Here is a 21500-nt window from a genome sequence, read left to right as displayed (position 1 = left end):
GGGCGGGGCCGCGTGGCACAGATGCCACATCCGGACGGATCGGCCCGTTCAGGTTGGAACCTGCCACGGGCGCGGGCGCGCATGATAACGAACCTGTGGGCATATAGGCGTTATCATGCCCCCCCTTTTATTGCCAACAAGGCCGACTGCAATGACCGATTGGTCCCTCGACCAAGCCCGCAAGACCTACTCGATCCCGCATTGGGCGGACGGTTACTTCGACGTGGATCAGGCCGGGCACATGGTAGTGAGACCGACCGGGGCAGACGGCCCGGTGGTGTCGCTGCCCAAGGTGGTGGACGCGGCCCGTGCGGCCGGTGCCAAGCTGCCGCTGCTGGTGCGCTTCCCGGACATCCTGGGCCAGCGCCTGGGCAAGCTGCAGGCGGCCTTCACCCAGGCCCGCGCCGATTGGGATTACGCCGGTGGCTACACCGCCGTCTATCCGATCAAGGTGAATCAGCACCGCGGTGTGGCCGGCACCCTGGCCAGCCATCACGGTGAGGGCTTTGGCCTGGAAGCGGGCAGCAAGCCGGAACTGATGGCGGTGCTGGCGCTGTCGCGCCCGGGCGGCCTGATCGTCTGCAACGGCTACAAGGACCGCGAGTACATCCGCCTGGCCCTGATCGGCCGCAAGCTGGGCCTGCAGACCTTCATCGTTATCGAGAAGCCGTCCGAGCTGAAGCTGGTGCTGGAAGAGTCCAAGGCGCTGGATGTGAAGCCGGGCCTGGGCGTGCGCATGCGCCTGGCCTCGCTGGGCGCTGGCAAGTGGCAGAACAGCGGTGGCGACAAGGCCAAGTTCGGCCTGTCGCCGCGCCAGCTGCTGGACCTGTGGAAGTCGCTGCGCGATACCGAATACGCCGACTGTCTGAGCCTGCTGCATTTCCACATGGGCTCGCAGATCTCCAACGTGCGCGACATCGCCAACGGGATGCGCGAAGCCACCCGCTACTTCGTCGAACTGTCACAGCTGGGCGCGAAGATCACCCATGTGGACGTCGGCGGCGGCCTGGGCGTGGATTACGAAGGCACCCGTTCGCGCAGCTTCTGCTCGATCAACTACGGGCTGCATTCGTATGCCAGCAACATCGTGCAGCCGCTGGCCAATGCCTGCGAAGAACACGGCCTGCCCCCGCCGCGCATCGTCACCGAGTGCGGCCGCGCGATGACCGCGCACCATGCGGTGCTGATCGCCAACGTGTCTGAAGTGGAACAGGCGCAGGAAGGCCGCGTGCCGGACCAGCACGACGACGAGCCGGCTTCGATCCGCCACCTGCGCGAGATCCACGAGGAACTGGACGTGCGCCCGGCGGTGGAACTGTTCCAGGAAGCCCAGCATTTCCACGCCGAAGGCCTGTCCAGCTATGCGCTGGGCCAGATCGACCTGCCGCAGCGTGCGCGCATCGACGATCTGTTCTACGCCATCGCCCACGGTGTGCGTGCGCGCCTGAGCTATGACGAAAAGAGCCATCGCCCGGCGCTGGACGAACTGAACGAGCGCCTGGTAGACAAGTACTTCGTCAACTTCAGCGTGTTCGAATCGATTCCCGATGCGTGGGCGATCGACCAGGTGTTTCCGATCGTGCCGATCGAGCGCCTGAACGAGACGCCGGACCGTCGCGGCATCATCGCCGACATGACCTGCGATTCCGATGGCATGGTCAAGACCTATGTCGAGAACGAAAGCCTGGACAGCTCGCTGCCGCTGCACGCAATGAAGCATGGCGAGAGCTACCGCATCGGCTTCTTCATGGTCGGCGCCTACCAGGAGATCCTGGGCGACATCCACAACCTGTTCGGCGATACCGACGCGGTGGAAGTGCTGGCCGATGCCGATGGTTACGCCATCACCCAGCAGCGCCGCGGCGATACCACCGACGTGATGCTGGACTACGTGGGCTACAAGCTGGATGACCTGCGTGCGGCCTATGCCGAACGCGTGGCCTCGGCCGACCTGTCGCCGGAGCGCGCGCAGGAACTGTCCGAAGCGCTGGAAGCGGGCCTGACCGGCTACACCTACCTGTCCGACGAACCGCTGGTCTGAGGTAAACGGGAACGCCGGGCATGGCCCGGCGCTACCGGCCCTGATGAGCGCCCGCGCAATCTTCCATCTGTTCCTGCATGCCGCCGTGCCAGCGTTGCTGGCATGGCTGTTCTGGCGCAAGCGCTTCGCCTCGGCCTGGCTGCTGATGCTGCTGGGCTGGATCATCGATCTGGACCACCTGCTGGCCGATCCGATCTATGCACCGAACCGCTGCAGCATCGGTTTCCACCCGCTGCACACCGCACCGGCGATTGCGGTCTATGCCGGGCTGTGCGTGCCGAAGAAAACGCGATTGTTCGGCATCGGTTTGATCATCCACATCGTGCTGGACGCGATTGACTGCTGGTGGATGCATCACCGTTGATGCATGGGTGGATGCCGACCTTGGTCGGCGCTTTTGATGCGTGTCGACCAAGGTCGACACCTACCGGGTGCACGGCGACCAGTCGAATTGACGCTTGGTAGAGCCGGCCGTCAGGTTGGCCGCGTCACCCCAATGGCAACCACAACGTCGCACGCAATCCCGGCTGCGCATTCTCAAGCGCCAAGCGCCCGCCATAACTGGCGGCGATATCCCCCACAATCGCCAGGCCCAGCCCACTGCTGCCCTCGCGCTCATCCAGCCGCACGCCACGCTGCGTGACCTGTGACAGTGACTCCGCGGCCAGGCCCGGGCCGTCATCACGTACTTCGATGCGTAGCTGCCCGTCACTGCTGTCTGCGGTGACGTCCACCTGCTGTTGCGCCCACCGCCCGGCGTTATCCAGCAGGTTGCCCAGCATTTCTTCCAGATCGGCACTGGCACCGGCGAACTGCAGCGCCGGATCGATGCCTTCCGCCGTGAACGCAATGCCGTGTTCGCCATGCACGCGTGCCATCAGCCTGCACAGTGCTTGCGCGACAGCGGCCACGTCGGTGCGCTGGCGATGGTCGGCGGCCAGCCCGGCAGCCAGGTAACGGTCAACACTGGCCTGCATGCGTGCGCTTTGCTCGCGCACGGTGGTGCGCCAGTCCGCGCCGTAGCCATCGGCCTCGGTGGCCAGCACGCTCAGCGGGGTTTTCAGCGCATGCGCCAGATCCTGTGCGCTGGTACGCGCGCGCGCCACCATGCGTTGCTGGTGCTCCAACAGCGCGTTGAGTTCTTCGCCCAGCGGTGCGACCTCCGCACCCAGCCCCTGTGTATCGATGCGCTGCGCGTCGCCGCGACGCACCCGTTCCAGCTGCGCACCGAGGCGATGCAGCGGGCGCAATCCAAAGTGCACCTGGCTGGCCAGCACCGCCAGCCACGCGGCTACCAGCACGGCCAGGGCGATGGCCGTGCGCTGACGGAATGCGGCCACATCCGCATCCAGCGCACTGCGGTCGGTGGCGACCACGACCACGAACGGCTCGCTGGCGCGCGGCAACCGCACCTGCTGCACACGTGCGCGCAGGGATTGCTGCAGCGGCCCGCTCAGATTGCGCGTGGCCGGCCCGCTGGTCGTGGCCGGCAGGGTTTCATCCCACAGCGAGCGCGACTGCAGCAGCACACGGCCATCGGCACCGGCGATCTGCCAGTACGCACCGGAAAACACCCGCTGGAAGCGCGCGTCGTTCGGTTCCTGGCGCAGGCGCAGCTGTCCTTCCGGATCCACTTCGGCCTGTGCCAGCAGGGTCAGCATGTCCTGCTGCAGTTCGTGGTCGAGCCGGTCACGCGCGCTGCGCTTGAACAGTTCGCCCAGCAGTGAACTGGCCAGCAGCGAGACCAGCAGCAGGCCGACGCCGCCGGCCAGCAGCAGGCGCCGTCGCAATGAAGGCTGCCGGGTCATGGCGCGGCCAGCCGCCAACCCTGGCCACGCACGGTTTGGATCAGTTCGGTACCTAGCTTGCGACGCACCCGCCCCAGCAGCACATCCAGCGCGTTCGAGTCCGGATCGTGGCCGCCATCGAACACCTGTTCGCCCAGACGGTCGCGGCCGATCACCTGGCCGCTGTGGTGGATGAAGTAACTGAGCAGGCGGAACTCCTGCGGGCTGAGCGACAGCGCCTGCCCATCCAGTTCGAAGCGGCCTGCATTGACGTCCAGTTGCAGCGGGCCGCAGTGCAGGCGTGGGCTGGCGTGGCCGTGGCTGCGGCGGATCAGGGCGCGCAGGCGCAGCACCAGCTCATCGGCCTGGAACGGTTTGGTCAGGTAGTCATCGGCGCCGGCGTCGAAGCCGGCCAGCTTGTCGTGCCAGCGCCCGCGTGCGGTCAGCACCAGCACCGGAAAGCTGCGGCCGTTGCCGCGCCAGCGCTCGATCACGCTCAGTCCATCCAGCCCGGGCAGGCCCAGGTCGACGATGGCCGCCTGCAGGTCTTCGATCTGGCCGATTTCCTCGGCCTCGCGCCCGTCGGCAACCACGTGCACCACGTAGCCGGCCTGTTCCAGCAGGGGCAGCAGGCGCTGTGCCAGCGCAGCATCGTCTTCGGCCAACAGGATGCGCATCAGTCGTCCAGCTCCGTCTTCAGCAGCTTTCCGCTGCGCGCATCATAGTCCAGCTCCACCACCACGCCGTCGCCGCGCAGGATCTCCACCTCGTAGACGCCATCGTCCAGCTCCACTTCCAGCAGCTGGCCCGGGTAGCGCTTGAGGGCATCGCGCACCACGCTTTCCAATGGCACGTAGCGGCCCTGCTGCACGGCGCGGCGCGCGACCTGCTGCGCCGGATCCTGTGCGGGCGCGGCGGCGGTCGGGGCGCTGGCCAGGGCCAGCAGCAGGGGCAGGGTCGCAAGCATGGCGGATGCGGAAAGGTAAGGGGAACGGGCGTGAGTGTGCTGGTGGCGACTAACCGTTGGCTAACAGGGGCGGCTAAGACGCTGTTAACCACGGGGTGCATCGTGGCGTTGCCGGGATGGTCCGGTCACGAACACGAACAGGAGAATCCCCATGTTGAAGTCGCTCACCCTCGCCACTGTTGCTCTGCTGGCCATCGCACCGGCTGTACAGGCCGCGCCGCTGGGCATGGCCCAGGTCGAACAGACCCTGCGCAAGGCCGGCTACACCCAGATCCACGAGATCGAACGCGATGACGGCCTGTGGGAAGCCGACGTGAGCCGCGCCGACGGTCGCTTCAGCGAGGTCTACGTTGACCCCAAGACCGGCGAGATCTTCGATGAGCACAGCAGCCGCGCACTGTTGACCACCGAGCAGGTGCTGGCACGGGCACAGGCGCATGGCCTGCGCGAGATCCATTCGCTGGAACGCGATGGTGCGACCTGGTCGCTGGAAGCGCGCAATGCCCGCAACCAGAAGGTGGACGTGCGCCTGAGCGGTTATGACGGCCGCATCCTGCACAGCGAGCGCGATGGCTGGCTGGATTGATTCGCGTGCCGGTAGGTGCCGACCTTGGTCGGCACGGAAAGCAGGCAGAGCGTGTCGACCAAGGTCGACACCCACCGGCACATGCAAGGTCGACACCCACCGGCACATGCAAGGTCGACACCTACCGGACACGTGCACCGGTAGTGGCCGACCTTGGTCGGCCCAGGCCCGACGCGGGGCTTACCAACCAAACGGCGGCGGGTAATCCCAGTAGCCCGGGCCGCGGCCGTAGTAGCCGCCGTACGGGCCGTAGAAGCCTGGGCCCTTGCCTTCGCTCACGTGGATGTTGACGTTGACCCCATGGGTCTTGCCTTCATCGGTGGTGTAGTTCTTGCTGAGGTTCAGGGTGGCGGCGTTGTAGTGGCTGTTGCCGCCGTTCTTGGAATAACCGATGCCGGTGGTGAAGCTGCCAGACACCTTGACCTTGTCGTCGGTGACGTCGGCGATCTTCGCGTCGTCGTGCACGCGCGGGCCGCTCTTGTCGCCGTAGAACGTGCCCGGCGGGTCCTGCTTCAGGCTCGCATCGTTCAGATAACGCATCGGTGCCTGCGGCAGCGACAGATCCAGCCCGGTCGCCTGCGGCGCGGTCGCGCCAGCAGCGGACTGGGCCAGCACGGTTCCCGGCAGGGCCAGGCACAGCAGCAGGGTCAGGGGGCGGATCATGACGGCGCTCCAGCGGACAGGTGGCCACGCAACACGCGGCGGTACAGGCCGACGCTAGCAGGGGCTGCTTGAATGATGCCTGTCGGCGCCGGATTGGGGTAGAGCCAGGCCATGCCTGGTTGCGCGCTACAACCGCCCGAACCCGAACAGCCCCTGCAGCGGGTGCTTGCGCCGCTCGATCCGGGCCCGCAGCAGCTGCGCGCCGATCATCGAATAGGTGATGCCGTTGCCGCCGTAGGCCATGGCGAAGTGCACCCGTGGCCCCCATTGATCGTGCGGGCCGAAGAACGGCAGGCCGTCCGCCGTTTCGGCAAAGGTGCCGGCCCAGGAAAACGCCGGCACCGGGTCCAGCCGTGGGAACCAATGCAGCAGCTGTTTCATCAGCTTGTCGGCCTTGCGTTCTACGCGCCGATCACGGCGGGCGGGAATGTCGATGGCGTCGTCCAGGCCGCCCACCAGCAGGCGGCGATCGCCGGTGGCGCGCAGGTACAGGTAGGGACGTGCACTCTCCCACACCATCGTGTTGCGCAGGCGGCCCAGCACTTCTGCATCGATCGGGTCGGTAATGAAGGCATAGCTGCTGCGGTTACGTGCGACGCGCTGCTGCAGCCACGTCTGGTTGGCGTAGCCCATTGCCAGCACCACATGGCGGGCGTGAATCGTGGCGCCGCCCTCGGTGAGTGCGGTCACCCCCCGCGCGCTGGGCGTGAGCGTGTGCAGCACCGTACGGTCATGCACATTGCCGCCGCGCCGGCGCACGCGCTGCAGCAACCCATAGGTCAGGCGATAGGGATCGACCCGTGCCGCCTGGCGTGTGAGCAGGGCACCACCGGCGTCCACGTCGAAGCGTTCCTGCAGTGCCTCCGGGCCGAGCCAGCGGGCATCCAGGCCAATGCTGCGCCGGGCCTCACCCTCGGCCATCAGGGTGGGGACGTCACGGTGGCGGCTGGCCAGGTACAGGCTGTCCATGCGCTGGAAATCAACGTCTTTCAGACCGCGAGCGACCTCGCCCAGCGCCGGAATCGCCTCGGCACAGGCCCGGTAGGCCAGCGCGGCGGCGTCCTGGCCATAGCTTTGGGCCAGTTCCAGCAGATGGGCATCTATCTCGTACTGCAGCAGCGCTGTGCTGGCGGCGGTACTGCCCCAGCCGATGTCGCGCTGCTCGATCACCGCCACGTCGTGGCCATGCCGGGACAGTTCGTCGGCAATCAGCGCGCCGGTGATGCCGCCGCCGACCACCAGCACGTCGCAGCGCAGGTCCTGCTGCAGCGGGGGAAAGGCGTGGATCAGGCCGTTGCGTACCGCCCACCACGGGTAGCCACTCTTAAGGTCCATGGTCGTGCGTTGCTCAGGCGGTGGGGCGGCCGGTGTGCGGGGTCTGGATCAGTTCGGACAGATCGAAGCCCTGCAGGCGGGCCGCCGCCAGATAATGGTCCTGCACGGTCGCGTCCAGGCGTGGCTCGCGGGCCAGCAGCCACAGGTACTTGCGATCGGGGCTGCCGACCAGCGCCACGCTGTAGTCCGGAGCAACCTGGATCACCCAGTAGTCGCCCTTGGCGAACGGCAACCAGCGCAGGCCCTTGGGCAGGAAGCTCACCTCCAGCCGCGCGCTGTCGTTGTCGACGGCACAGGCCTCGCCGGTGGCTTCCTCGACCTCGCCGTCCATACGGCAGCGGTTGGTGACGCCGACGTTGCCGTTGTCGAGCAGGGTGTAGTGCGCCGACACGTCGGTGCAGCCCTCCGGTTCATGGCGCATAGGCAGGCGCGCGATCTCGTACCAGGTGCCCAGGTAGCGCGGCAGCTTGAGGTCGGCAACGGTCTTCAGCGGCGGGTGATCGGTCATTGGCGGTCGTTGCAGGGGTGGGCCTCCACGATGCCGATGGCCTTGCCATGGGCGGGTGAAGCCGGGGCGATGGCCGTGTCCAGAACGTTCCGTCGCCCCGACGGAGCGCCCGTTGTCACCGGCGCGGCGGTATCCTGCAGCCAGCGCCGTGTTTTCCTGATCCAGACGAGGTGGAGGTGCCGATGTACCAGGTGATCCTGTTGAAGAGTGAATCCGCGTTCGCACGCGAACAGTGGCCGCAGGTCGATGACCTGGTGGACTACGAAGGCGTGGCCTACAGCCTGCGTGCCGGCCCGCGCCAGCCGCTGCCGACCGACCACGACTGGCACCCGGTGGCGGTGTATGCGCCCGATGAGATCACCGAGGAAGAGTTCCAGGACTGGTACGCGCTGCAGCAGCCCACGGTGGAAGAGCTGCGCCTGAAGTACTGATGCTCGACGCTGCCGGGGCCGCCCATCCGCCCTTTACCGGCTCTGCCGTATAGTCGCGCGCAGGCGCGGTGGTCCGCGCGAACCGGTGTGGCTGGCTTGTCTTCTTTCCTGCGATCGATCCGTGCACGAGGGCCCTGGTGGGTCCTGATGCTGTGCTCCGCCCTCCTGCTGTCCGCGCCGGTGCTGGCACAGGATGAGGACCTCACGCCAAAGCAGCAGTTGGCGCAGATCGAATCCAGCCTGAAGGAGATCGACCGCAAGCGCGGTGATGCTTCGGCCATCGAGACACTGGCCATGTTGTCCGAGAGTGCCTCGCAGGCACGGCGAGACGCTGAGGCGCTGGAAAAGGAGCTGCAGCCACAGTTGGTTCGCCTCGACGAACAACTGGCGCAGTTGGGTACGCCTGCCGAGGGCACTACCGAGCCGCCGGAACTGGCGGCGCAACGGCGCAGCATCACCAAGCAGCGGGACGGACTGGCCGCGTCGGTAGCGCAGGCCAAGACCAGTGCCGTGCGTGCCCAGCAGCTGGCGACCGACATCGACCAGCAACGCGTCGCGCAGCGCACCGAAGAACTAGGGCAGAAGGTTGCCTCGCCGTTGTCTCCCGCGCTGTGGAGCAAAGTTGCCGAGCGCCTGCCGATCGATATCGCACGCGTCGCGCCGTTGGCCGAGCAGGGGCGCGATACCTTCGTCGCCGGCATCCGGGCCAATGGCTGGGGCACGCCGCTGCTGGGCCTGGTGGCTGCACTGGTCATGATGTTCCCGCTACGGTTGTGGCTGCGCCGGCTGGGTCGTCGCTTTGCTGCGTCCGAGCGTGCGCCCGATGGCCGCCTGCGGCGTTCTGGCCTGGCCATGTGGCTGCTGCTGGTGGGGACACTGCTGCCCGGCTATGCCGTGGTGGTACTGATGGCGGCGCTGGACGCCATCGATGCCATCGCGCCGCGCCTGCAGGTGGTGGCCGACGGCCTGGAGACGGCTACCTTCCGCGCCGCCTTCATCGCCGCGCTCAGCGCCTGCATGCTGGTTCCCAAGCGTCCGTCGTGGCGGTTGCTGAATCTGGATGACACCGCCGCACTGAAGCTGCGCAAATACGCCTGGGGTGCGGCGGCGCTGGCCTGGCTGAGCACGGTGCTGGTCGCCCTCGATCAGGCCACACGTACCAGCGACGTCACCACGGTGGCGCTGGATGGCCTGATTGCGCTGACCTACCTCGGCCTGATCATGGCCATGCTGGTGACCCTGGCGCGCCTGCATCGCCGGCAGACCGCCGAGGCCGAGGCCAAGCTGGAGGCGCAGGCCGATGGCGTGGGTGCGGCCACGCCGGTGCGCCGCAGCAGTTGGCTGGTATTGGCACGCGTGGCGGGCAACATCGCTGTGGCAGCGGCCATCATCGCCACCCTGCTGGGCTATCTGAACTTCGCCAAGTTCGTGAACCAGCAGTTGATCGGCGGCAGCATCGTGGTGCTGGCGGCGACGCTGCTGTTCAAATTCGTCGATGACCTGAGCACGTGGATGCTCAATGCCGACAGCAAGGTCGGCCAGACCATTCTGCTCAGCACCGGCCTGAGCGTATCGCGGCTGGAGCAGGCCGGCGTGCTGCTGTCGGCGGTTCTGCGTACCTTCGTGGTGCTGATCGCGCTGCTGGCACTGGCAGCGCCGTTCGGCAACATCGGCTCGGTCGTTGAACGCGTGGCCTCGCTGGCCAACGGCATCCCGATCACCAAGGACCTGACGCTGCAACCCGGCCGCATCGCCATTGCTCTGCTGGTGATGCTGGTCGGCCTGGCTGTGACCCGGCTGCTGCAACGCTGGCTGACCGACACCTATCTGCCCAAGACCGAGCTGGACCTGGGGGCGCGCAACTCGATCAGCACCATTGCCGGTTACGTCGGCATCATCCTGGTGGGACTGTGGGCGTTGACCGCCATGGGCCTGAACCTGAAGAACCTGGCGCTGCTGGTCAGCGCGCTGTCGGTGGGTATTGGTTTCGGCCTGCAGGCGATCATCCAGAACTTTGTCTCGGGCCTGATCCTGCTGGCCGAGCGCCCGGTGAAGATCGGCGACTGGGTGAAGCTGGGTGACCAGGAGGGTGACATCCGCCGCATCAACGTGCGTTCGACCGAGATCCAGGTGAGCGACAAGTCGACGCTGATCGTGCCGAACTCGGAACTGATCACCAAGACCATCCGCAACATGACGATGGGCAACAACCAGGGCCGCATCCAGATCCAGTTCGCGGTGCCCACCAGCACCGATGTCGGCAACCTGCGCCAAGCGTTGCTGGATGCGTACACCGCGCACACCAACGTGCTGAAACAGCCGGCGCCGACGGTCTACATCGACAGCATTGCCGGTGGCCAGATCACCATCAACAGCTTCGCGTACGTGGCCAGCCCGCGGCAGGTGTATGCGACCCGCAGCGATCTGTACTTCAGCCTGCTGCAGATCCTGGCGGAGCGGAACATCCCGCTGTCGACCCCGACCGACATCCACATCACCCGCGATCCGCAGGAGTAGGGGTTTCTTTGCAGGGCTGCGCCCTGCACCCGCCGAAGCAACAGCAACAGCAACGGCAACAGCGTGCATTCCGTGGGATGGCGGGGCGGTGTCGGAGTGCGGGGACGCCGTAAATCCGTCCATGGAGGCTTGGCAGCCGCATCCATGCGGCTGACACCCCGCAATCCGACACCGCCCCACCTCTGACAGATTCCTGCGGCTGTCGGTAGGTGTCGACCTTGGTCGACACGTCTGTCAGATATCGAAATCAATCTGGGGTCAGATCCGTTTTCCTCCGGAAAACGGATCTGACCCCAAGAGTATTTCCGACAGATCGCGGAAAACTGTCGAAGGCGGGGTGGGTCCGGTTGCGGGAGTGTCCGCGGCATGGATGCCGCGGCCAAGCCCCCATGGATGGGTTTACGGCGTCTCCCGCAACCGGACCCACCCCGCCATCCCACGGAATGCCCGCTGTTGCCGTTGCTGTTGCTGTTGCCGTTGCCGTTGCTGTTGCTGTTGCTGTTGCTTCGGCTGTTGCTTCGGCGGGTGCAGGGCGCAGCCCTGCAAAGAAACCCCTACCCTCGTGGCCGGCTGCGCGAGGGCACCAGTGCGAACGTGTCCACCGCCAGCTTCTCCGCATGGTTCAACCACGCGCGGATCTCCAGATCATCTACTTCGTGGTCCAGCCCGAACGACACGTTGATCTTGCCGTTGGCATCGGGCTGCACCCACTGCTGCGCCAGCACCACCTTGCGCTGCGAGGACACCGCCTCGATCCAGAAGCCGCGATCCGGGCGCGTGCTCGCCACCAGCTGCAGCATGTACTGGCCGGCACGGGTGCGGCGGCCCTTCTGGGTGATCATGTGCGCCTGGCGCACGCTCGGGCGCGGGCCCTGGAACGCATCCAGCGGTGCATCCACCGCGATGCCCCCGCGCAGGTCGTTGTCGCGGTACAGCTTGATGCCGTTGTCGCGGTTGACCAGCAGGGCGCACCAGTCACCGTCGGCTGAGCCATCCTCGAATGCGGTGCAACGGTCGACGTAGGCCAGGGTGTTGTCCGGGTTGGCATCATCGAACTGGCGCGAGGTGTTTTCCAGATACACGGACTTCAAACCCCAGTCCTTGTCGTACTCCAGCAACACCGGTGGCTGCACGTGCTGCAGGCCCACCACCACCTGGTCATCGCCATCGATCTTCAGCTCGCGGGTCGGTTCGCCCAGCCACAGTGAGCGGGCGAAGGCCAGGTACTGCGGATAGTCACGGCCGCCATCGCGCTGGGTGGCTACGCTGGCGCTGGGCGCGCGCTGGGTATCGATCAGGGAACGGCCGAAGCCCATCGTCTTCAGGTTCGGGTCCAGCAGGCTGAGCAGGGTCGCACCCGAATCCAGGGTGGTGCCGGCATCGGCGCTGAGCTGCTGCGGGGCAATGCCATCGCCCAGGAACAGCAGCAGGTTCTCGCGCTTCTGCCGGGTCAGGATATGGGTCAGATCGTTGGGCATCGCCAGATGGTCGGAAGCGATCACGATCAGCGTGTCCTTGCCGTACGGGCTGGCCTGGATGCGCTGCACCAGCTGCGAGATCAGCCGGTCGCTGCACTTGAGCGCGTTGAGCATGTTGATGTTGCCGTACTGGCTCTGGTAGCGCTCGCCCTTGCACGACACCGGCAGATGACCGGCCGGGTGGTGGGTGTCCATGGTCAACGTGGTCAGCATGAACGGCGAACCGGCGCGCGAGAGCTGCTCGAAGCGCTGGTAGGCGGTATCCAGCAGCACGTCATCGTGCACGCCCCACGCCGAGTAATGGATGCGGCCGATCTTCTTCTGCTGCTTGAACCACGCCAGGTCATGCACTTCATCGAAGCCGTGGCTGGCCAGGAACTGGCCCTTGCCAGCGAACTGGCCGTTGGCACCACCCAGGTAATGGTTGGTGTAGCCCTGCTGCTTGAGGTAATCGCCCAGGCACACGGCCTTGGGCAGGAAGCTGCCCATGCGGTCCATGCTGTTCTCATCACCCTGCGAGGTGGTCAGCGGCACGCCGCACATCGATGACACCAGGCCGGCGATGGTCCAACCGCTGCCCTCAGCGGAGGCAAGGCCGCGCACGTCCAGCGACTCAGATGCCAAGCGGTTGAGGTTGGGCATCAGGCCCGGGAAAGCGCTCTCGTCCAGATAGGTACGTTCCAGGCTTTCGCCGTAGATCCAGACGATGTTGCGCGGACGCTGCAGCGGCTGCGTCGGCACCTGGTACTCGGGGGCGATGCGGGCGAAGTCGACCGGACGCAGCTGCTGGTACAGGCGCTGGCCGTCGCGGGCCAGCGGGCTGATCATGATCGCGGCCACCCACACGGCCGCGAAACCGGCGAACAACGCGCCACCGTGGCCGGGCCGGCGCCAGCGCTTCACCCGCGTCGCGAACAGCGGCAGCAGCGAGACCAGCGCCAGCGCGATGAAGCCGGCGATATAGCCCTTGAAATCGGAGACACCGGCGCCTTCCATATCGGCGCCGAGGTGGTACAGGGTGGCGGCATTGAGCCCATCACCGGAGAGTTTGTCGATCAGCCACCATGCGCTGAGCATGAGCAGCAGCAGCGAGAGTGAACCGGCCTTCCACCACACCCATTTGCCGGATGCGAGAAACAGCCAGCACAGCAGCAGCAACGACAACAACAGTATCCAGAGCATAGGCAGCTTCGGCAGTGACGGGATGTTGATGGACGTCGTACCGACGCGTGTCCATCCGACCGGCGCTGTCGCAAGCACATACACATGACAGGCCGATGACCCGATAGTGCATGCACGAACCTGACTGAAATGTTTGTTGAAATAACGCGCGCGCAATCGCGTTCAGAAGGTAAAACGAGCGTGAAAGGGTTCGTTGGATTGCATTAAAAACCGCATGAATACGGATATTTTCATTGATGCGCTAGCGATGCCCGCGTTCTTCGCGCGCCCGCGCACGACGATCGAACAACAACGCGCTGGTAACGATGCCCAGCCCGAGCACCACGCCGATGAACAACAGAATCAGGGCGATGAGCGGGTAGCCGAACAGATGCCAGCCGGTGTCGATCTTCATCATCATTGCCGCAGCCATGATCAATGCCGCGCTGATGATGCCGGCCGCCACACGGTTGGCGATCTTCTGCAGGTTCTCCATCAATCGCGATTCTTCCAGGCCGGTCACCTTCATCTGCAGGCGGTTCTCGGCCAGCAGCGCCATGATGTCCGACAGCTTGCGCGGCCCATCGCGCAGCAGCTGCTGCAGCTCCATCGCCTCGCTGGCGAGGTTGGCGGCAGACAGCGATTTCTTCAGGCGTGCGCGCATCACGTGCTGCAGCTGGCGCTCGACGATGCGGCGGGTATCCAGGTCCGGTGCCAGCAATCGGCATACGGTTTCCAGATTGAGCAGGGCCTTGCCCAGCAGGCTCAGCTCCGGCGGCGTGCGCAGGCCGCAGGCGGTGGCGATGCGCACCAGGTCCAGTACCACGCGGCCTTCCGAGAAGCTGCCACTGGCGGCGTAGCGCGCAATCAGCTGGCCGGTCTCGCGCAGGTAGCGCTCTTCGTCGAATGCCTCCAACCGCGTGCTGATGCTGATCAGGTCGTCGGCCACTTCTTCGCCACGGCCATCGACAGCGGCGAACAGGATCTTCAGCAGCCGCTCGCGCAGGCGCGGCGGCATGTGCGCGACCATGCCCAGGTCGAAGATCGCCAGCCGTCCATCGGGCATCACCCGCAGGTTGCCGGGATGCGGGTCGGCATGGATCTCGCCATGCACGAAGATCTGGTCCAGGTAGCCGCGGATCAGCGCCGCCGCCAGCGGGTCCATTGATTGTTCGGTGCGGCGGACATCGGGAATCGCATCCACGCGCACGCCGGTGGCCAGTTCCATGGTCAGCACGCGCTGACTGCTGTAATCCCACAGCGGCTGCGGTATCCACAGGCGGCGGAACGGCTTGAGATGGCGGCCGAAACGGGCCAGGTTCTCGGCCTCGGCGTGGTAGTCCAGCTCCTGCATCAGGGTCTTGGCGAACTCGTTGAGCCAGTCGCGCAGGCGCACCCGACGGCCAACCTGGGTCAGATGGTCGGCGGCCAGCGCGAAGCTGCGCAGTGCCTCCAGGTCCGAGCGCAGCTGAGCAGCGACCTCGGGTTTCTGAACCTTCACCGCCACCTGGCGGCCATCGTGCAGCACCGCGCGATGCACCTGCGCGATCGAGGCACAGCCCAGTGGCTCGGGATCGAACGCGGCGAACAGCTTGTTCACCGGCGCGCCCAGCTCCTGTTCGACGATGGCATGGATGCGAGCGACCGGAATCTCGGCCACCTTTTCCTGCATGCGCTCCAGCGCCGTAGCAAACTCCACCGGCACCATGTCCGGTCGCGTGGACAGCATCTGGCCCAGCTTGACGAAAGTCGGCCCCAGGGCTTCCAGGTCGCTGACGAACTGTTCCGGGTTTCCGTCGGCGGGCACGTCGGCCTGATTGCTGGCGGCGTCCAGGTTCATGCCCGAGAACACGCCCGAATGGCGATAGCGCATCAGCAGGCGCAGGATCTGGCTGCGCCGGTTCATGCCCTTGACCAGCGGAGGGTTGCCATTGGTGGTGGGCGGATTGCTCAAGCGGAACTCCCATGCGACGGATACAGGTAGTGCCGGCCGCTGGCCGGCAATGTCCGGAACTGCGCGGTTGCCGGCCAGCGGCCGTCACTACCGGATTCCGCAGTGTCGCCGGGGGGCGGTAGGCATGCAGTGAATCCGACCGCTTCCGCAGTCGCCCCGGTATCGGTCAGAATCCGCTCATTCCCTCACTTGGACGCCCCATGGCCGGTGCCAGCCTGTTCGCCCTGCTCGACGATATCGCCTCCCTGCTCGACGACGTCTCGGTCCTGACCAAGGTCGCGGCGAAGAAAACCGCCGGCGTGCTGGGCGACGACCTTGCACTGAACGCGCAGCAGGTGACCGGGGTCAACGCCAACCGCGAACTGCCGGTGGTGTGGGCGGTGGCCAAGGGCTCGCTGGTCAACAAGGTGATCCTGGTGCCAGCGGCGCTGGCGATCAGCGCGCTGGAAGCTTGGCTGCACAGCCGCGGCTGGAACGTACCGCTGATCGTGCCGCTGATGATGATCGGCGGCGCCTTCCTCTGCTTCGAGGGCGTGGAGAAGTTGGCGCACCGGTTCCTGCATTCCGCCGATGAGGACGCCGAACACCAGGCCGAGCGGCGCAAGGCGCTGGCCGATGCGCAGGTGGACATGGTCGCGTGGGAAAAGGACAAGGTGAAGGGCGCCATCCGCACCGACTTCATCCTCTCGGCCGAAATCATCGTGCTGTCGCTGGGCGTGGTTGCCACGGCGTCGTTCATCAACCAGGTCAGCACCCTGGTGGTGATCGCGCTGGCGATGACCGTGTTCGTCTACGGGCTGGTCGCCGGCATCGTCAAGCTGGACGACCTGGGCCTGTATCTGTCGCGCAAGGGCGCGGCGCTGGCGGCAGTTGGCCGCGGCCTGCTGGTGTCGGCCCCGTGGCTGATGAAGTTCCTGTCGGTGGCCGGTACCGCGGCGATGTTCCTGGTCGGTGGCGGCATCCTGGTGCACAACGTGCCGGCGCTGCACCACGCGGTGCAGGCGCTGGGCGGTGAAGGCCAGTGGGGCTGGCTGATCAGTGCCGTGGCCAACATGGTGGTCGGCATCATTGCCGGTGCGATCGTGCTGGCGGCGGTGACCGGGTTCCAGAAGCTGCGCGGGAAGTAAGCAACGGCCCTTTGTCCGGTAGAGGCCGACCTTGGTCGGTGCTTTGTTTCCCGCGTGTGCCAACCAAGGTTGGCACCTACCGAAGCAGTTTCCGGTGTGCCGGGAAACTACCCTGCCTGCACCCGGTTCTTGCCCTGCCGCTTGGCCGCATACAGCGCGTCATCGGCGCGCCGCAGCAGGGTTTCTATATCGTCGCCGGGCTGCCATTGCGCCAGTCCGGCACTGAAATGCACTGGTACGCGCCGATCCTGTACGGTCAACACGCGGTGCGCCAGCGAGCGCTGCAGGCGCTGCACGGTGGCCATGCTGTCGGCACCCTGGGTTTCCGGCAGCACCAGCACGAACTCGTCGCCACCCAACCGCGCGATGCCGTCGGTGGCGCGCAGCAGCAGCTTGCACACAGACACCAGGTGTTGCAGCAGCGCATCGCCACCGGCATGGCCGTGCGCATCGTTGGTCTGGTGGAAATCATCCAGGTCGATCACCGCCACGCCCAGCGGTGAGTTGTTGCGCGTGGCGCGGGCCAGCTCGCGCTGCAGCAGTTCGTCCAGGCCGCGGCGGTTCAGTGCCTGGGTCAGTGGATCGATGCGGGCCAGGTCGCCGGCCGCGCGCAGTTCCTGCTCAAGCTCGGCGATGCGCTGCTCGGCACGTTCCACTTCCTGGCGCGCGCTGGCCAGATGATCGCGCGCCTGCGCGGCCTGCTGCTGCACCTTGCCGGTATCGCGCATCACTTCCTGCAGCAGCTGGTTGAGGTCGGCGATGCTGCGTGCCTCGCGCAGCTGCAGTGCATAGCTGCCGATGCGATCGTGGTACTCACCGGTGCTGGTGGCCATGCCATCCATGCGTTCGATGAACTCACCCATCAGCCCGCGCATCGCCGCCTTCGAATCGTCGATGCCCTGGCGCAGCAGGCCCTGCTTGTAGATCACTTCGCGCAGTTCGGCGCGGGTGCGCTCCACCGCTTCGGCTTCCAGCGGTCCGTCCAGCAGGTGGCGCACTGCGGCGATCTGGCCCTGCAGCCAGCTGCGGTCGTCCAGCAGTTCGCTGACGTTCTCCAGCAGCAGCGCGAACAGCTCAAGCAGCAGCGCCTGCTGCTCCTGCCAGCTCTCGGCACGCACGCCGACCTGGTGGCCGAGCTCGCGCACGCCCTGTTCGATCGGTTCCAGCGCCGTGCCCGGTTGCCACTGGCGCAGCTGCATGGCGAGCGTCTGCGCCTGCTCGCGCAGGTCCGGATCGTGCTGCAGCAGGGCCACCACCGCGCCGCCCAGCAGCAACCGCAGCTGCTCGGACAGGCGCAGGCTTTCGGGCTGGCCATCCGGCGAATGCTGTTCGATGGTTCGGATGTACTTGTCGATCAGCTGCCGCATCGCGCGCCCGTAGCGCGGCCAGTCGGCACTGGCCTGCGCCGACTGCAGGCGGTCGCCCATGTCGCCCAGTTCACCGGGCAGGGTGGCCATACCGTTGGCGAACGCGGCCAGCAGTGGTTCCGGTGCATCGGCGCCGGCGAACAGCTGCTGCAGGGCCACGCCGCCACCGCCCTGCAGCACCACGCGGTCTCCCAGCCCGTCATCCACCACCGCGCGCACGCGTGCCGGCGGCCCAAGGGCGGTACCGGGGGCAGGGCGGTGGTCGGGCTGGTCCGTCATGGAGCAAATCCTGGGGGCTGGCAGGGACTGGTTCCAGCATATCGGCGCGGCCGCCGACGGCTTGAACGGCTAGGATGGGCGACAGGATGCCGCAGTGGAGGTGGTGATGCGCGTGATGTTGCTGGGGGCGACCGGGCTGGTGGGCGGGCTGACCCTGCGCAAGCTGCTGGACGACCCGCGCTGCAGTGTCGTGGTCGCTCCCACCCGCCGCCCGCTGGGCATGACCCACGGGACGCTTGAGAACCCGGTCCTGGCCTTCGATGCACTGCCCGCCGCAGCCGAATGGGCCCGCGTGGACGCGGTCATCTGCGCGCTCGGCAGTACCATTGCCCAGGCCGGCAGCCGCGAGGCCTTCCATCGAATCGACCATGACTACCCGCTGGCGTTCGCCCGGCTGGCGCGGGCGCAGGGAGCGCAGACCTATGTGTTGAACTCCGCAGCCGGTGCCAACCCGCAGTCGTCGATCTTCTACAGCCGGGTGAAGGGTGAGCTGGAGCATGACCTGCGCGCGCTCGACTTCGCTTCGCTGACGCTGGTACGTCCAGGATTGATTGGTGGCGAGCGTAACGAGGTGCGCCGCGGCGAGCGTTTCGCATTGACGGTACTCGGCGCACTGGGGCCAGTACTGCCACGGGCGTGGCGGATCAATCCGGCCAGCGAAGTTGCCAAGGAACTGGTCGAGGCCGCACTCGCCCCGCACCCGGGTGAACACGTAGTGGCATCGAGCGCACTGGCCGGCTGATGTCGCGTGCGCTGCGCCTGACCCAGCTTCAACAGTTGCTCCGCCGCCATCGGCGGCCGGTGGCCGGACAGGTTCTGGCCGAAGCCCTGGGCATCAGCCTGCGCACGCTGTACCGCGATATCGAGACCCTGCGCGAGCAGGGTGCCGACCTGCGCGGCGAGGCCGGCGTCGGCTACCAGCTGGCACCGAGCGATACCCTGCCGCCGATGACCCTGCCGCCCGCCGAGATCGATGCGCTGGTGCTGGGCCTGCGCTGGGTTGCGGCCCGCACCGAACCCGTGCTGGCCGAGGCCGCACGCGATGCCCTGGCGCGCATCGCGCATGTGTTGCCTGCCGCGCGTCGCGAAGCGCTGCGTGACAGCGGCCTGCGCGTGGGTCCCTCGCGTGCGGCAGCCAAGGTACCCGCTGCGCGCCTGCAGGCTGTGCGCGAAGCGGTGAGCGCGCAACAACGACTGCAGTTCGGCTACCAGGATGCGCAGGGCCAACGTACCGAGCGCATCGTCTGGCCGTTCGCGCTGGGCTACTTCGATGAAGTGCCAATGCTGGCGGCGTGGTGCGAAAGCCGCGAGGACTTCCGTCATTTCCGCTTGGACCGCATCCGCCAGGTGCGCGTGCTGGAGGATCGCTACCTCGTGCCACGCGCCACCCTGCTGCGGCGCTGGCAGAAGGCGCAGGGCATCGCACCGGATTGGTTGGACCGCTCGTAACCCCAACGAGGAATGGCGCTGTGCATCAACGCGGTGGGCTTACACAGCTGGTGGGCTATGTGCCGGGGGAGGCCGGGGTGGTACAGGTAATCGTCGACTCTATGGCCTGGGTTACGAGGCCCGACGCATCTTCCAAGAATGTCCTGACTCTCGAAACTTGAGGTTCACCAGGTTTACTGGGTGTACAACCCCAAGTGAAGGTGATGGGGGATGGGATGTTCTTATCGACTTTAGCGCGGCCCCCGTAGCAGATCCATCTGGCGGGACACGTCACGATCTCGAGGTTGATGTATACCGGAAACCTCGGATACCCACTGAAGTTCATCGTGGCAGTAACACTGGCGCCTGTTCCAGACACGTTCGGAACGCTGTCCAGCTGAAATGGCTTCGTCAGGGTAGCGACGCCCAGGGTGGACATTCTCTCTATGGGCATGAAGAAAAGGTCATTCTCCCAAGGAGAGCCATCTTTTCCCCTGCCATGAACAAGGCCATAGGCCGAGTTGCCGGCATAGACGGGCCCACCACTATCGCCGCCTTTGTTCATCACGGTTCCATCAAGGCTGACGACTTGGACGTAGGTGCCAGCTTCCCCATTCCAGTTGGCTGCGAACTCTGCGTCTTTGATGGATCCGCATGTGCGACCGGTCGTTACGCCGAACTTGCAGACCGTTGTGCCTGGTGTCATGTCGGCCAGTGATGCCTCATCGGTTATCGCCAGTTTTTCCCCATCGACAATGATTTCGTTCGACTGAGAGAAGATGACGCCGCCACGCTGCTGTGCACCCCACTGAACGTCGTAAGATCCTTTGTTGCGTTCACTCTTGAACAGAATGCGAGCGGTTGGATTGCGCTGATAGTTGTCATTGTCACAGTGACCCGCAGTGGCCAAGCCTAGTTCGCGAGTTGCAGTTTCGACCACGTTGAAGCCGGCTGTGCAGAGCTGCTGCTGGTAGCCTTCCAGTCGCCGCCCGCCCGCTACAGTGTTTGTTGGCTCTATGAAACCTGTGGTCTCTTTTATGCGGATGAAGTCGGCGACAGAGAGAAGTTTGGAAAGTCTGGCGCGTACGGCATCGGGATCGCGTACATATACCTCGACGATAGAGCTCTTTATGTCTACCGTGGCTGCAAACTCAATGCCCGCCTTGACGAGCTGATCGGACACCTCCTCTTGGGTGGCGCGGAGAAGCTCGAGAGAACGTGGCGCGGCTTCTGCGACGTAGAGGCGGTCCTTGGTGTAAGCAGAAAGTTGGCGTGAGGCATCGCCGGTGAACCTCACCACGATCCTGAATTCAGGGGAGTGCTCGATGTAAAGGCCGGCGAACGTCTCCGGCTTCTCCCTCTGAAGCCGTGCGCTGAGTTTACCGGCGGCCCGTTCCGCATCCATTCGTTGCGCGGCTTCGAACGTGCCTACGTGCATGGTTTCCGCGTAGTGCTGTATTGCTACATCCTTGGGGGCGTCGTCCGCAAGGGCGGGAGAGGCGGTGAGGATGGCTGCCAACAACGGGAGATATCTGCGTATTGTGGTCATGAACTTTCCTTTTCATGTGTATTACGTGAAGCGGCGTTCCATCTGCATTTGACTCTAAATCACTTCTGTCTGTTGCAACTGGTAACTGCGTCTCCCTTTGATTGGTCCGGGGGGCTCCAAAAGAGCGAAGGTTCATCGCCGACGACAGCTCCCATCATGACTTGGCTTTGCGATATATCGCGAGATCACAGTGGGTCGCCTGCCTTTCCATCCGGTGGCGGAAGTGCCCGCAATACGCGAGATGTTCGAACGACGATCGACTCTACCTGGCCGATTTCATCTGCTTGATCTACTGACAGAATCTGTCAGCAGGCCCGTACCA

18 protein-coding genes are annotated in these 21500 nt (G+C 65.7%); 8 read left to right on the top strand and 10 right to left on the bottom strand.

Annotated features, from left to right (window positions below):
- Nucleotides 1-151 precede the first annotated feature (151 nt).
- Together speA and ACZK2G_RS20205 are read left to right on the top strand one after the other, a co-directional pair.
- Nucleotides 152-2041 (top strand): arginine decarboxylase, encoded by a 1890-nt coding sequence (gene speA / locus ACZK2G_RS20210; protein WP_136639274.1) that lies wholly within the window; start codon nucleotides 152-154, stop codon nucleotides 2039-2041.
- Nucleotides 2042-2084: 43 nt separating this feature from the next.
- The gene (locus tag ACZK2G_RS20205) at nucleotides 2085-2405 is read left to right on the top strand and encodes a DUF6122 family protein (RefSeq protein WP_005411369.1); all 321 of its coding nucleotides are present in this window, start codon (nucleotides 2085-2087) and stop codon (nucleotides 2403-2405) included.
- A 124-nt stretch (nucleotides 2406-2529) separates the two neighbouring features.
- On the opposite strand, the gene ACZK2G_RS20200 is transcribed toward ACZK2G_RS20205, so the two are convergent.
- From ACZK2G_RS20200 to ACZK2G_RS20190, 3 genes are read right to left on the bottom strand one after another with little or no spacing between them, the layout of a single operon-like run.
- Nucleotides 2530-3849 (bottom strand): sensor histidine kinase, encoded by a 1320-nt coding sequence (locus tag ACZK2G_RS20200; RefSeq protein WP_478474207.1) that lies wholly within the window; start codon nucleotides 3847-3849, stop codon nucleotides 2530-2532.
- Entirely contained in the window at nucleotides 3846-4505 is a 660-nt protein-coding gene (locus ACZK2G_RS20195; RefSeq protein WP_136639272.1) for a response regulator transcription factor, read from the bottom strand. The genes ACZK2G_RS20200 and ACZK2G_RS20195 overlap by 4 nt, the downstream gene beginning before the upstream one ends.
- Entirely contained in the window at nucleotides 4505-4795 is a 291-nt protein-coding gene (locus ACZK2G_RS20190) for a PepSY domain-containing protein (RefSeq protein ID WP_099589012.1), read from the bottom strand. The genes ACZK2G_RS20195 and ACZK2G_RS20190 overlap by 1 nt, the downstream gene beginning before the upstream one ends.
- 151 nt (nucleotides 4796-4946) lie before the next feature.
- Here ACZK2G_RS20190 and ACZK2G_RS20185 point away from each other — a divergent pair, with 151 nt between their 5' ends.
- Nucleotides 4947-5381, top strand: coding sequence for a PepSY domain-containing protein (locus tag ACZK2G_RS20185; protein ID WP_046984202.1), 435 nt, complete (start codon nucleotides 4947-4949; stop codon nucleotides 5379-5381).
- A 180-nt stretch (nucleotides 5382-5561) separates the two neighbouring features.
- Here the strand turns inward: ACZK2G_RS20185 and ACZK2G_RS20180 are convergent, their stop codons facing one another.
- The 3 genes from ACZK2G_RS20180 to ACZK2G_RS20170 form a co-directional block, all read right to left on the bottom strand.
- Nucleotides 5562-6044, bottom strand: coding sequence for a hypothetical protein (locus ACZK2G_RS20180; RefSeq protein ID WP_006399397.1), 483 nt, complete (start codon nucleotides 6042-6044; stop codon nucleotides 5562-5564).
- 126 nt (nucleotides 6045-6170) lie between these two features.
- A complete protein-coding gene (locus ACZK2G_RS20175) occupies nucleotides 6171-7379 on the bottom strand; it encodes an NAD(P)/FAD-dependent oxidoreductase (protein ID WP_478474204.1) in 1209 nt (402 codons plus the stop codon).
- A gap of 13 nt (nucleotides 7380-7392) precedes the next feature.
- Entirely contained in the window at nucleotides 7393-7887 is a 495-nt protein-coding gene (locus ACZK2G_RS20170; RefSeq protein ID WP_136639270.1) for a lipocalin family protein, read from the bottom strand.
- A 182-nt stretch (nucleotides 7888-8069) separates the two neighbouring features.
- On the opposite strand from ACZK2G_RS20170, the gene ACZK2G_RS20165 reads away from it, so the two are divergent.
- Both ACZK2G_RS20165 and ACZK2G_RS20160 read left to right on the top strand, forming a co-directional pair.
- Nucleotides 8070-8318, top strand: coding sequence for a hypothetical protein (locus ACZK2G_RS20165; protein ID WP_006399378.1), 249 nt, complete (start codon nucleotides 8070-8072; stop codon nucleotides 8316-8318).
- A 147-nt stretch (nucleotides 8319-8465) separates the two neighbouring features.
- Nucleotides 8466-10835 carry a DUF3772 domain-containing protein gene (locus ACZK2G_RS20160; protein WP_295380034.1) on the top strand — a complete coding sequence of 790 codons (2370 nt, stop codon included), beginning with the start codon at nucleotides 8466-8468 and terminating at the stop codon, nucleotides 10833-10835.
- Nucleotides 10836-11389: 554 nt separating this feature from the next.
- Here the strand turns inward: ACZK2G_RS20160 and ACZK2G_RS20155 are convergent.
- Together ACZK2G_RS20155 and ACZK2G_RS20150 are read right to left on the bottom strand one after the other, a co-directional pair.
- Complete coding sequence (locus ACZK2G_RS20155) at nucleotides 11390-13495, bottom strand: phosphoglycerol transferase I (RefSeq protein ID WP_295380032.1); 2106 nt, start codon at nucleotides 13493-13495, stop codon at nucleotides 11390-11392.
- Nucleotides 13496-13736: 241 nt separating this feature from the next.
- Nucleotides 13737-15428, bottom strand: coding sequence for an ABC1 kinase family protein (locus ACZK2G_RS20150; RefSeq protein ID WP_208043613.1), 1692 nt, complete (start codon nucleotides 15426-15428; stop codon nucleotides 13737-13739).
- A 200-nt stretch (nucleotides 15429-15628) separates the two neighbouring features.
- Between ACZK2G_RS20150 and ACZK2G_RS20145 the strand changes: the two genes are divergently transcribed.
- Entirely contained in the window at nucleotides 15629-16555 is a 927-nt protein-coding gene (locus ACZK2G_RS20145) for a DUF808 domain-containing protein (RefSeq protein ID WP_046984841.1), read from the top strand.
- 107 nt (nucleotides 16556-16662) lie between these two features.
- Here the strand turns inward: ACZK2G_RS20145 and ACZK2G_RS20140 are convergent, their stop codons facing one another.
- On the bottom strand, nucleotides 16663-18201 hold the full coding sequence (locus ACZK2G_RS20140; RefSeq protein ID WP_046984840.1) for a diguanylate cyclase domain-containing protein: 1539 nt from the start codon (nucleotides 18199-18201) through the stop codon (nucleotides 16663-16665).
- A gap of 106 nt (nucleotides 18202-18307) precedes the next feature.
- Between ACZK2G_RS20140 and ACZK2G_RS20135 the strand changes: the two genes are divergently transcribed.
- Nucleotides 18308-18943, top strand: coding sequence for a Rossmann-fold NAD(P)-binding domain-containing protein (locus tag ACZK2G_RS20135; protein ID WP_211195206.1), 636 nt, complete (start codon nucleotides 18308-18310; stop codon nucleotides 18941-18943).
- Nucleotides 18943-19650 carry a helix-turn-helix transcriptional regulator gene (locus ACZK2G_RS20130; protein ID WP_478474203.1) on the top strand — a complete coding sequence of 236 codons (708 nt, stop codon included), beginning with the start codon at nucleotides 18943-18945 and terminating at the stop codon, nucleotides 19648-19650. The genes ACZK2G_RS20135 and ACZK2G_RS20130 overlap by 1 nt, the downstream gene beginning before the upstream one ends.
- Before the next feature lie 55 nt (nucleotides 19651-19705).
- Here ACZK2G_RS20130 and ACZK2G_RS20125 read toward each other — a convergent pair whose 3' ends face one another.
- A complete protein-coding gene (locus ACZK2G_RS20125; RefSeq protein ID WP_478474201.1) occupies nucleotides 19706-21178 on the bottom strand; it encodes a S1 family peptidase in 1473 nt (490 codons plus the stop codon).
- Nucleotides 21179-21500: the final 322 nt, after the last annotated feature.

It is taken from the genome of Stenotrophomonas sp. 107298_Sma (genome assembly GCF_056480345.1).
The sequence above is the reverse complement of the archived record's forward strand: the minus strand, read 5'-3'. Positions and strand labels throughout refer to the sequence as shown.

Coding starts and splice junctions, on each gene's coding strand:
- speA (WP_136639274.1), top strand. CDS start 152: ATGACCGATTGGTCCCTCGACCAAGCCCGCAAGACCTACTCGATCCCG.
- ACZK2G_RS20180 (WP_006399397.1), bottom strand. CDS start 6,044: ATGATCCGCCCCCTGACCCTGCTGCTGTGCCTGGCCCTGCCGGGAACC.
- ACZK2G_RS20145 (WP_046984841.1), top strand. CDS start 15,629: ATGGCCGGTGCCAGCCTGTTCGCCCTGCTCGACGATATCGCCTCCCTG.
- ACZK2G_RS20165 (WP_006399378.1), top strand. CDS start 8,070: ATGTACCAGGTGATCCTGTTGAAGAGTGAATCCGCGTTCGCACGCGAA.
- ACZK2G_RS20125 (WP_478474201.1), bottom strand. CDS start 21,178: ATGACCACAATACGCAGATATCTCCCGTTGTTGGCAGCCATCCTCACC.
- ACZK2G_RS20200 (WP_478474207.1), bottom strand. CDS start 3,849: ATGACCCGGCAGCCTTCATTGCGACGGCGCCTGCTGCTGGCCGGCGGC.
- ACZK2G_RS20160 (WP_295380034.1), top strand. CDS start 8,466: ATGCTGTGCTCCGCCCTCCTGCTGTCCGCGCCGGTGCTGGCACAGGAT.
- ACZK2G_RS20175 (WP_478474204.1), bottom strand. CDS start 7,379: ATGGACCTTAAGAGTGGCTACCCGTGGTGGGCGGTACGCAACGGCCTG.
- ACZK2G_RS20140 (WP_046984840.1), bottom strand. CDS start 18,201: ATGACGGACCAGCCCGACCACCGCCCTGCCCCCGGTACCGCCCTTGGG.
- ACZK2G_RS20205 (WP_005411369.1), top strand. CDS start 2,085: ATGAGCGCCCGCGCAATCTTCCATCTGTTCCTGCATGCCGCCGTGCCA.
- ACZK2G_RS20170 (WP_136639270.1), bottom strand. CDS start 7,887: ATGACCGATCACCCGCCGCTGAAGACCGTTGCCGACCTCAAGCTGCCG.
- ACZK2G_RS20195 (WP_136639272.1), bottom strand. CDS start 4,505: ATGCGCATCCTGTTGGCCGAAGACGATGCTGCGCTGGCACAGCGCCTG.
- ACZK2G_RS20190 (WP_099589012.1), bottom strand. CDS start 4,795: ATGCTTGCGACCCTGCCCCTGCTGCTGGCCCTGGCCAGCGCCCCGACC.
- ACZK2G_RS20185 (WP_046984202.1), top strand. CDS start 4,947: ATGTTGAAGTCGCTCACCCTCGCCACTGTTGCTCTGCTGGCCATCGCA.
- ACZK2G_RS20155 (WP_295380032.1), bottom strand. CDS start 13,495: ATGCTCTGGATACTGTTGTTGTCGTTGCTGCTGCTGTGCTGGCTGTTT.
- ACZK2G_RS20130 (WP_478474203.1), top strand. CDS start 18,943: ATGTCGCGTGCGCTGCGCCTGACCCAGCTTCAACAGTTGCTCCGCCGC.
- ACZK2G_RS20135 (WP_211195206.1), top strand. CDS start 18,308: ATGCGCGTGATGTTGCTGGGGGCGACCGGGCTGGTGGGCGGGCTGACC.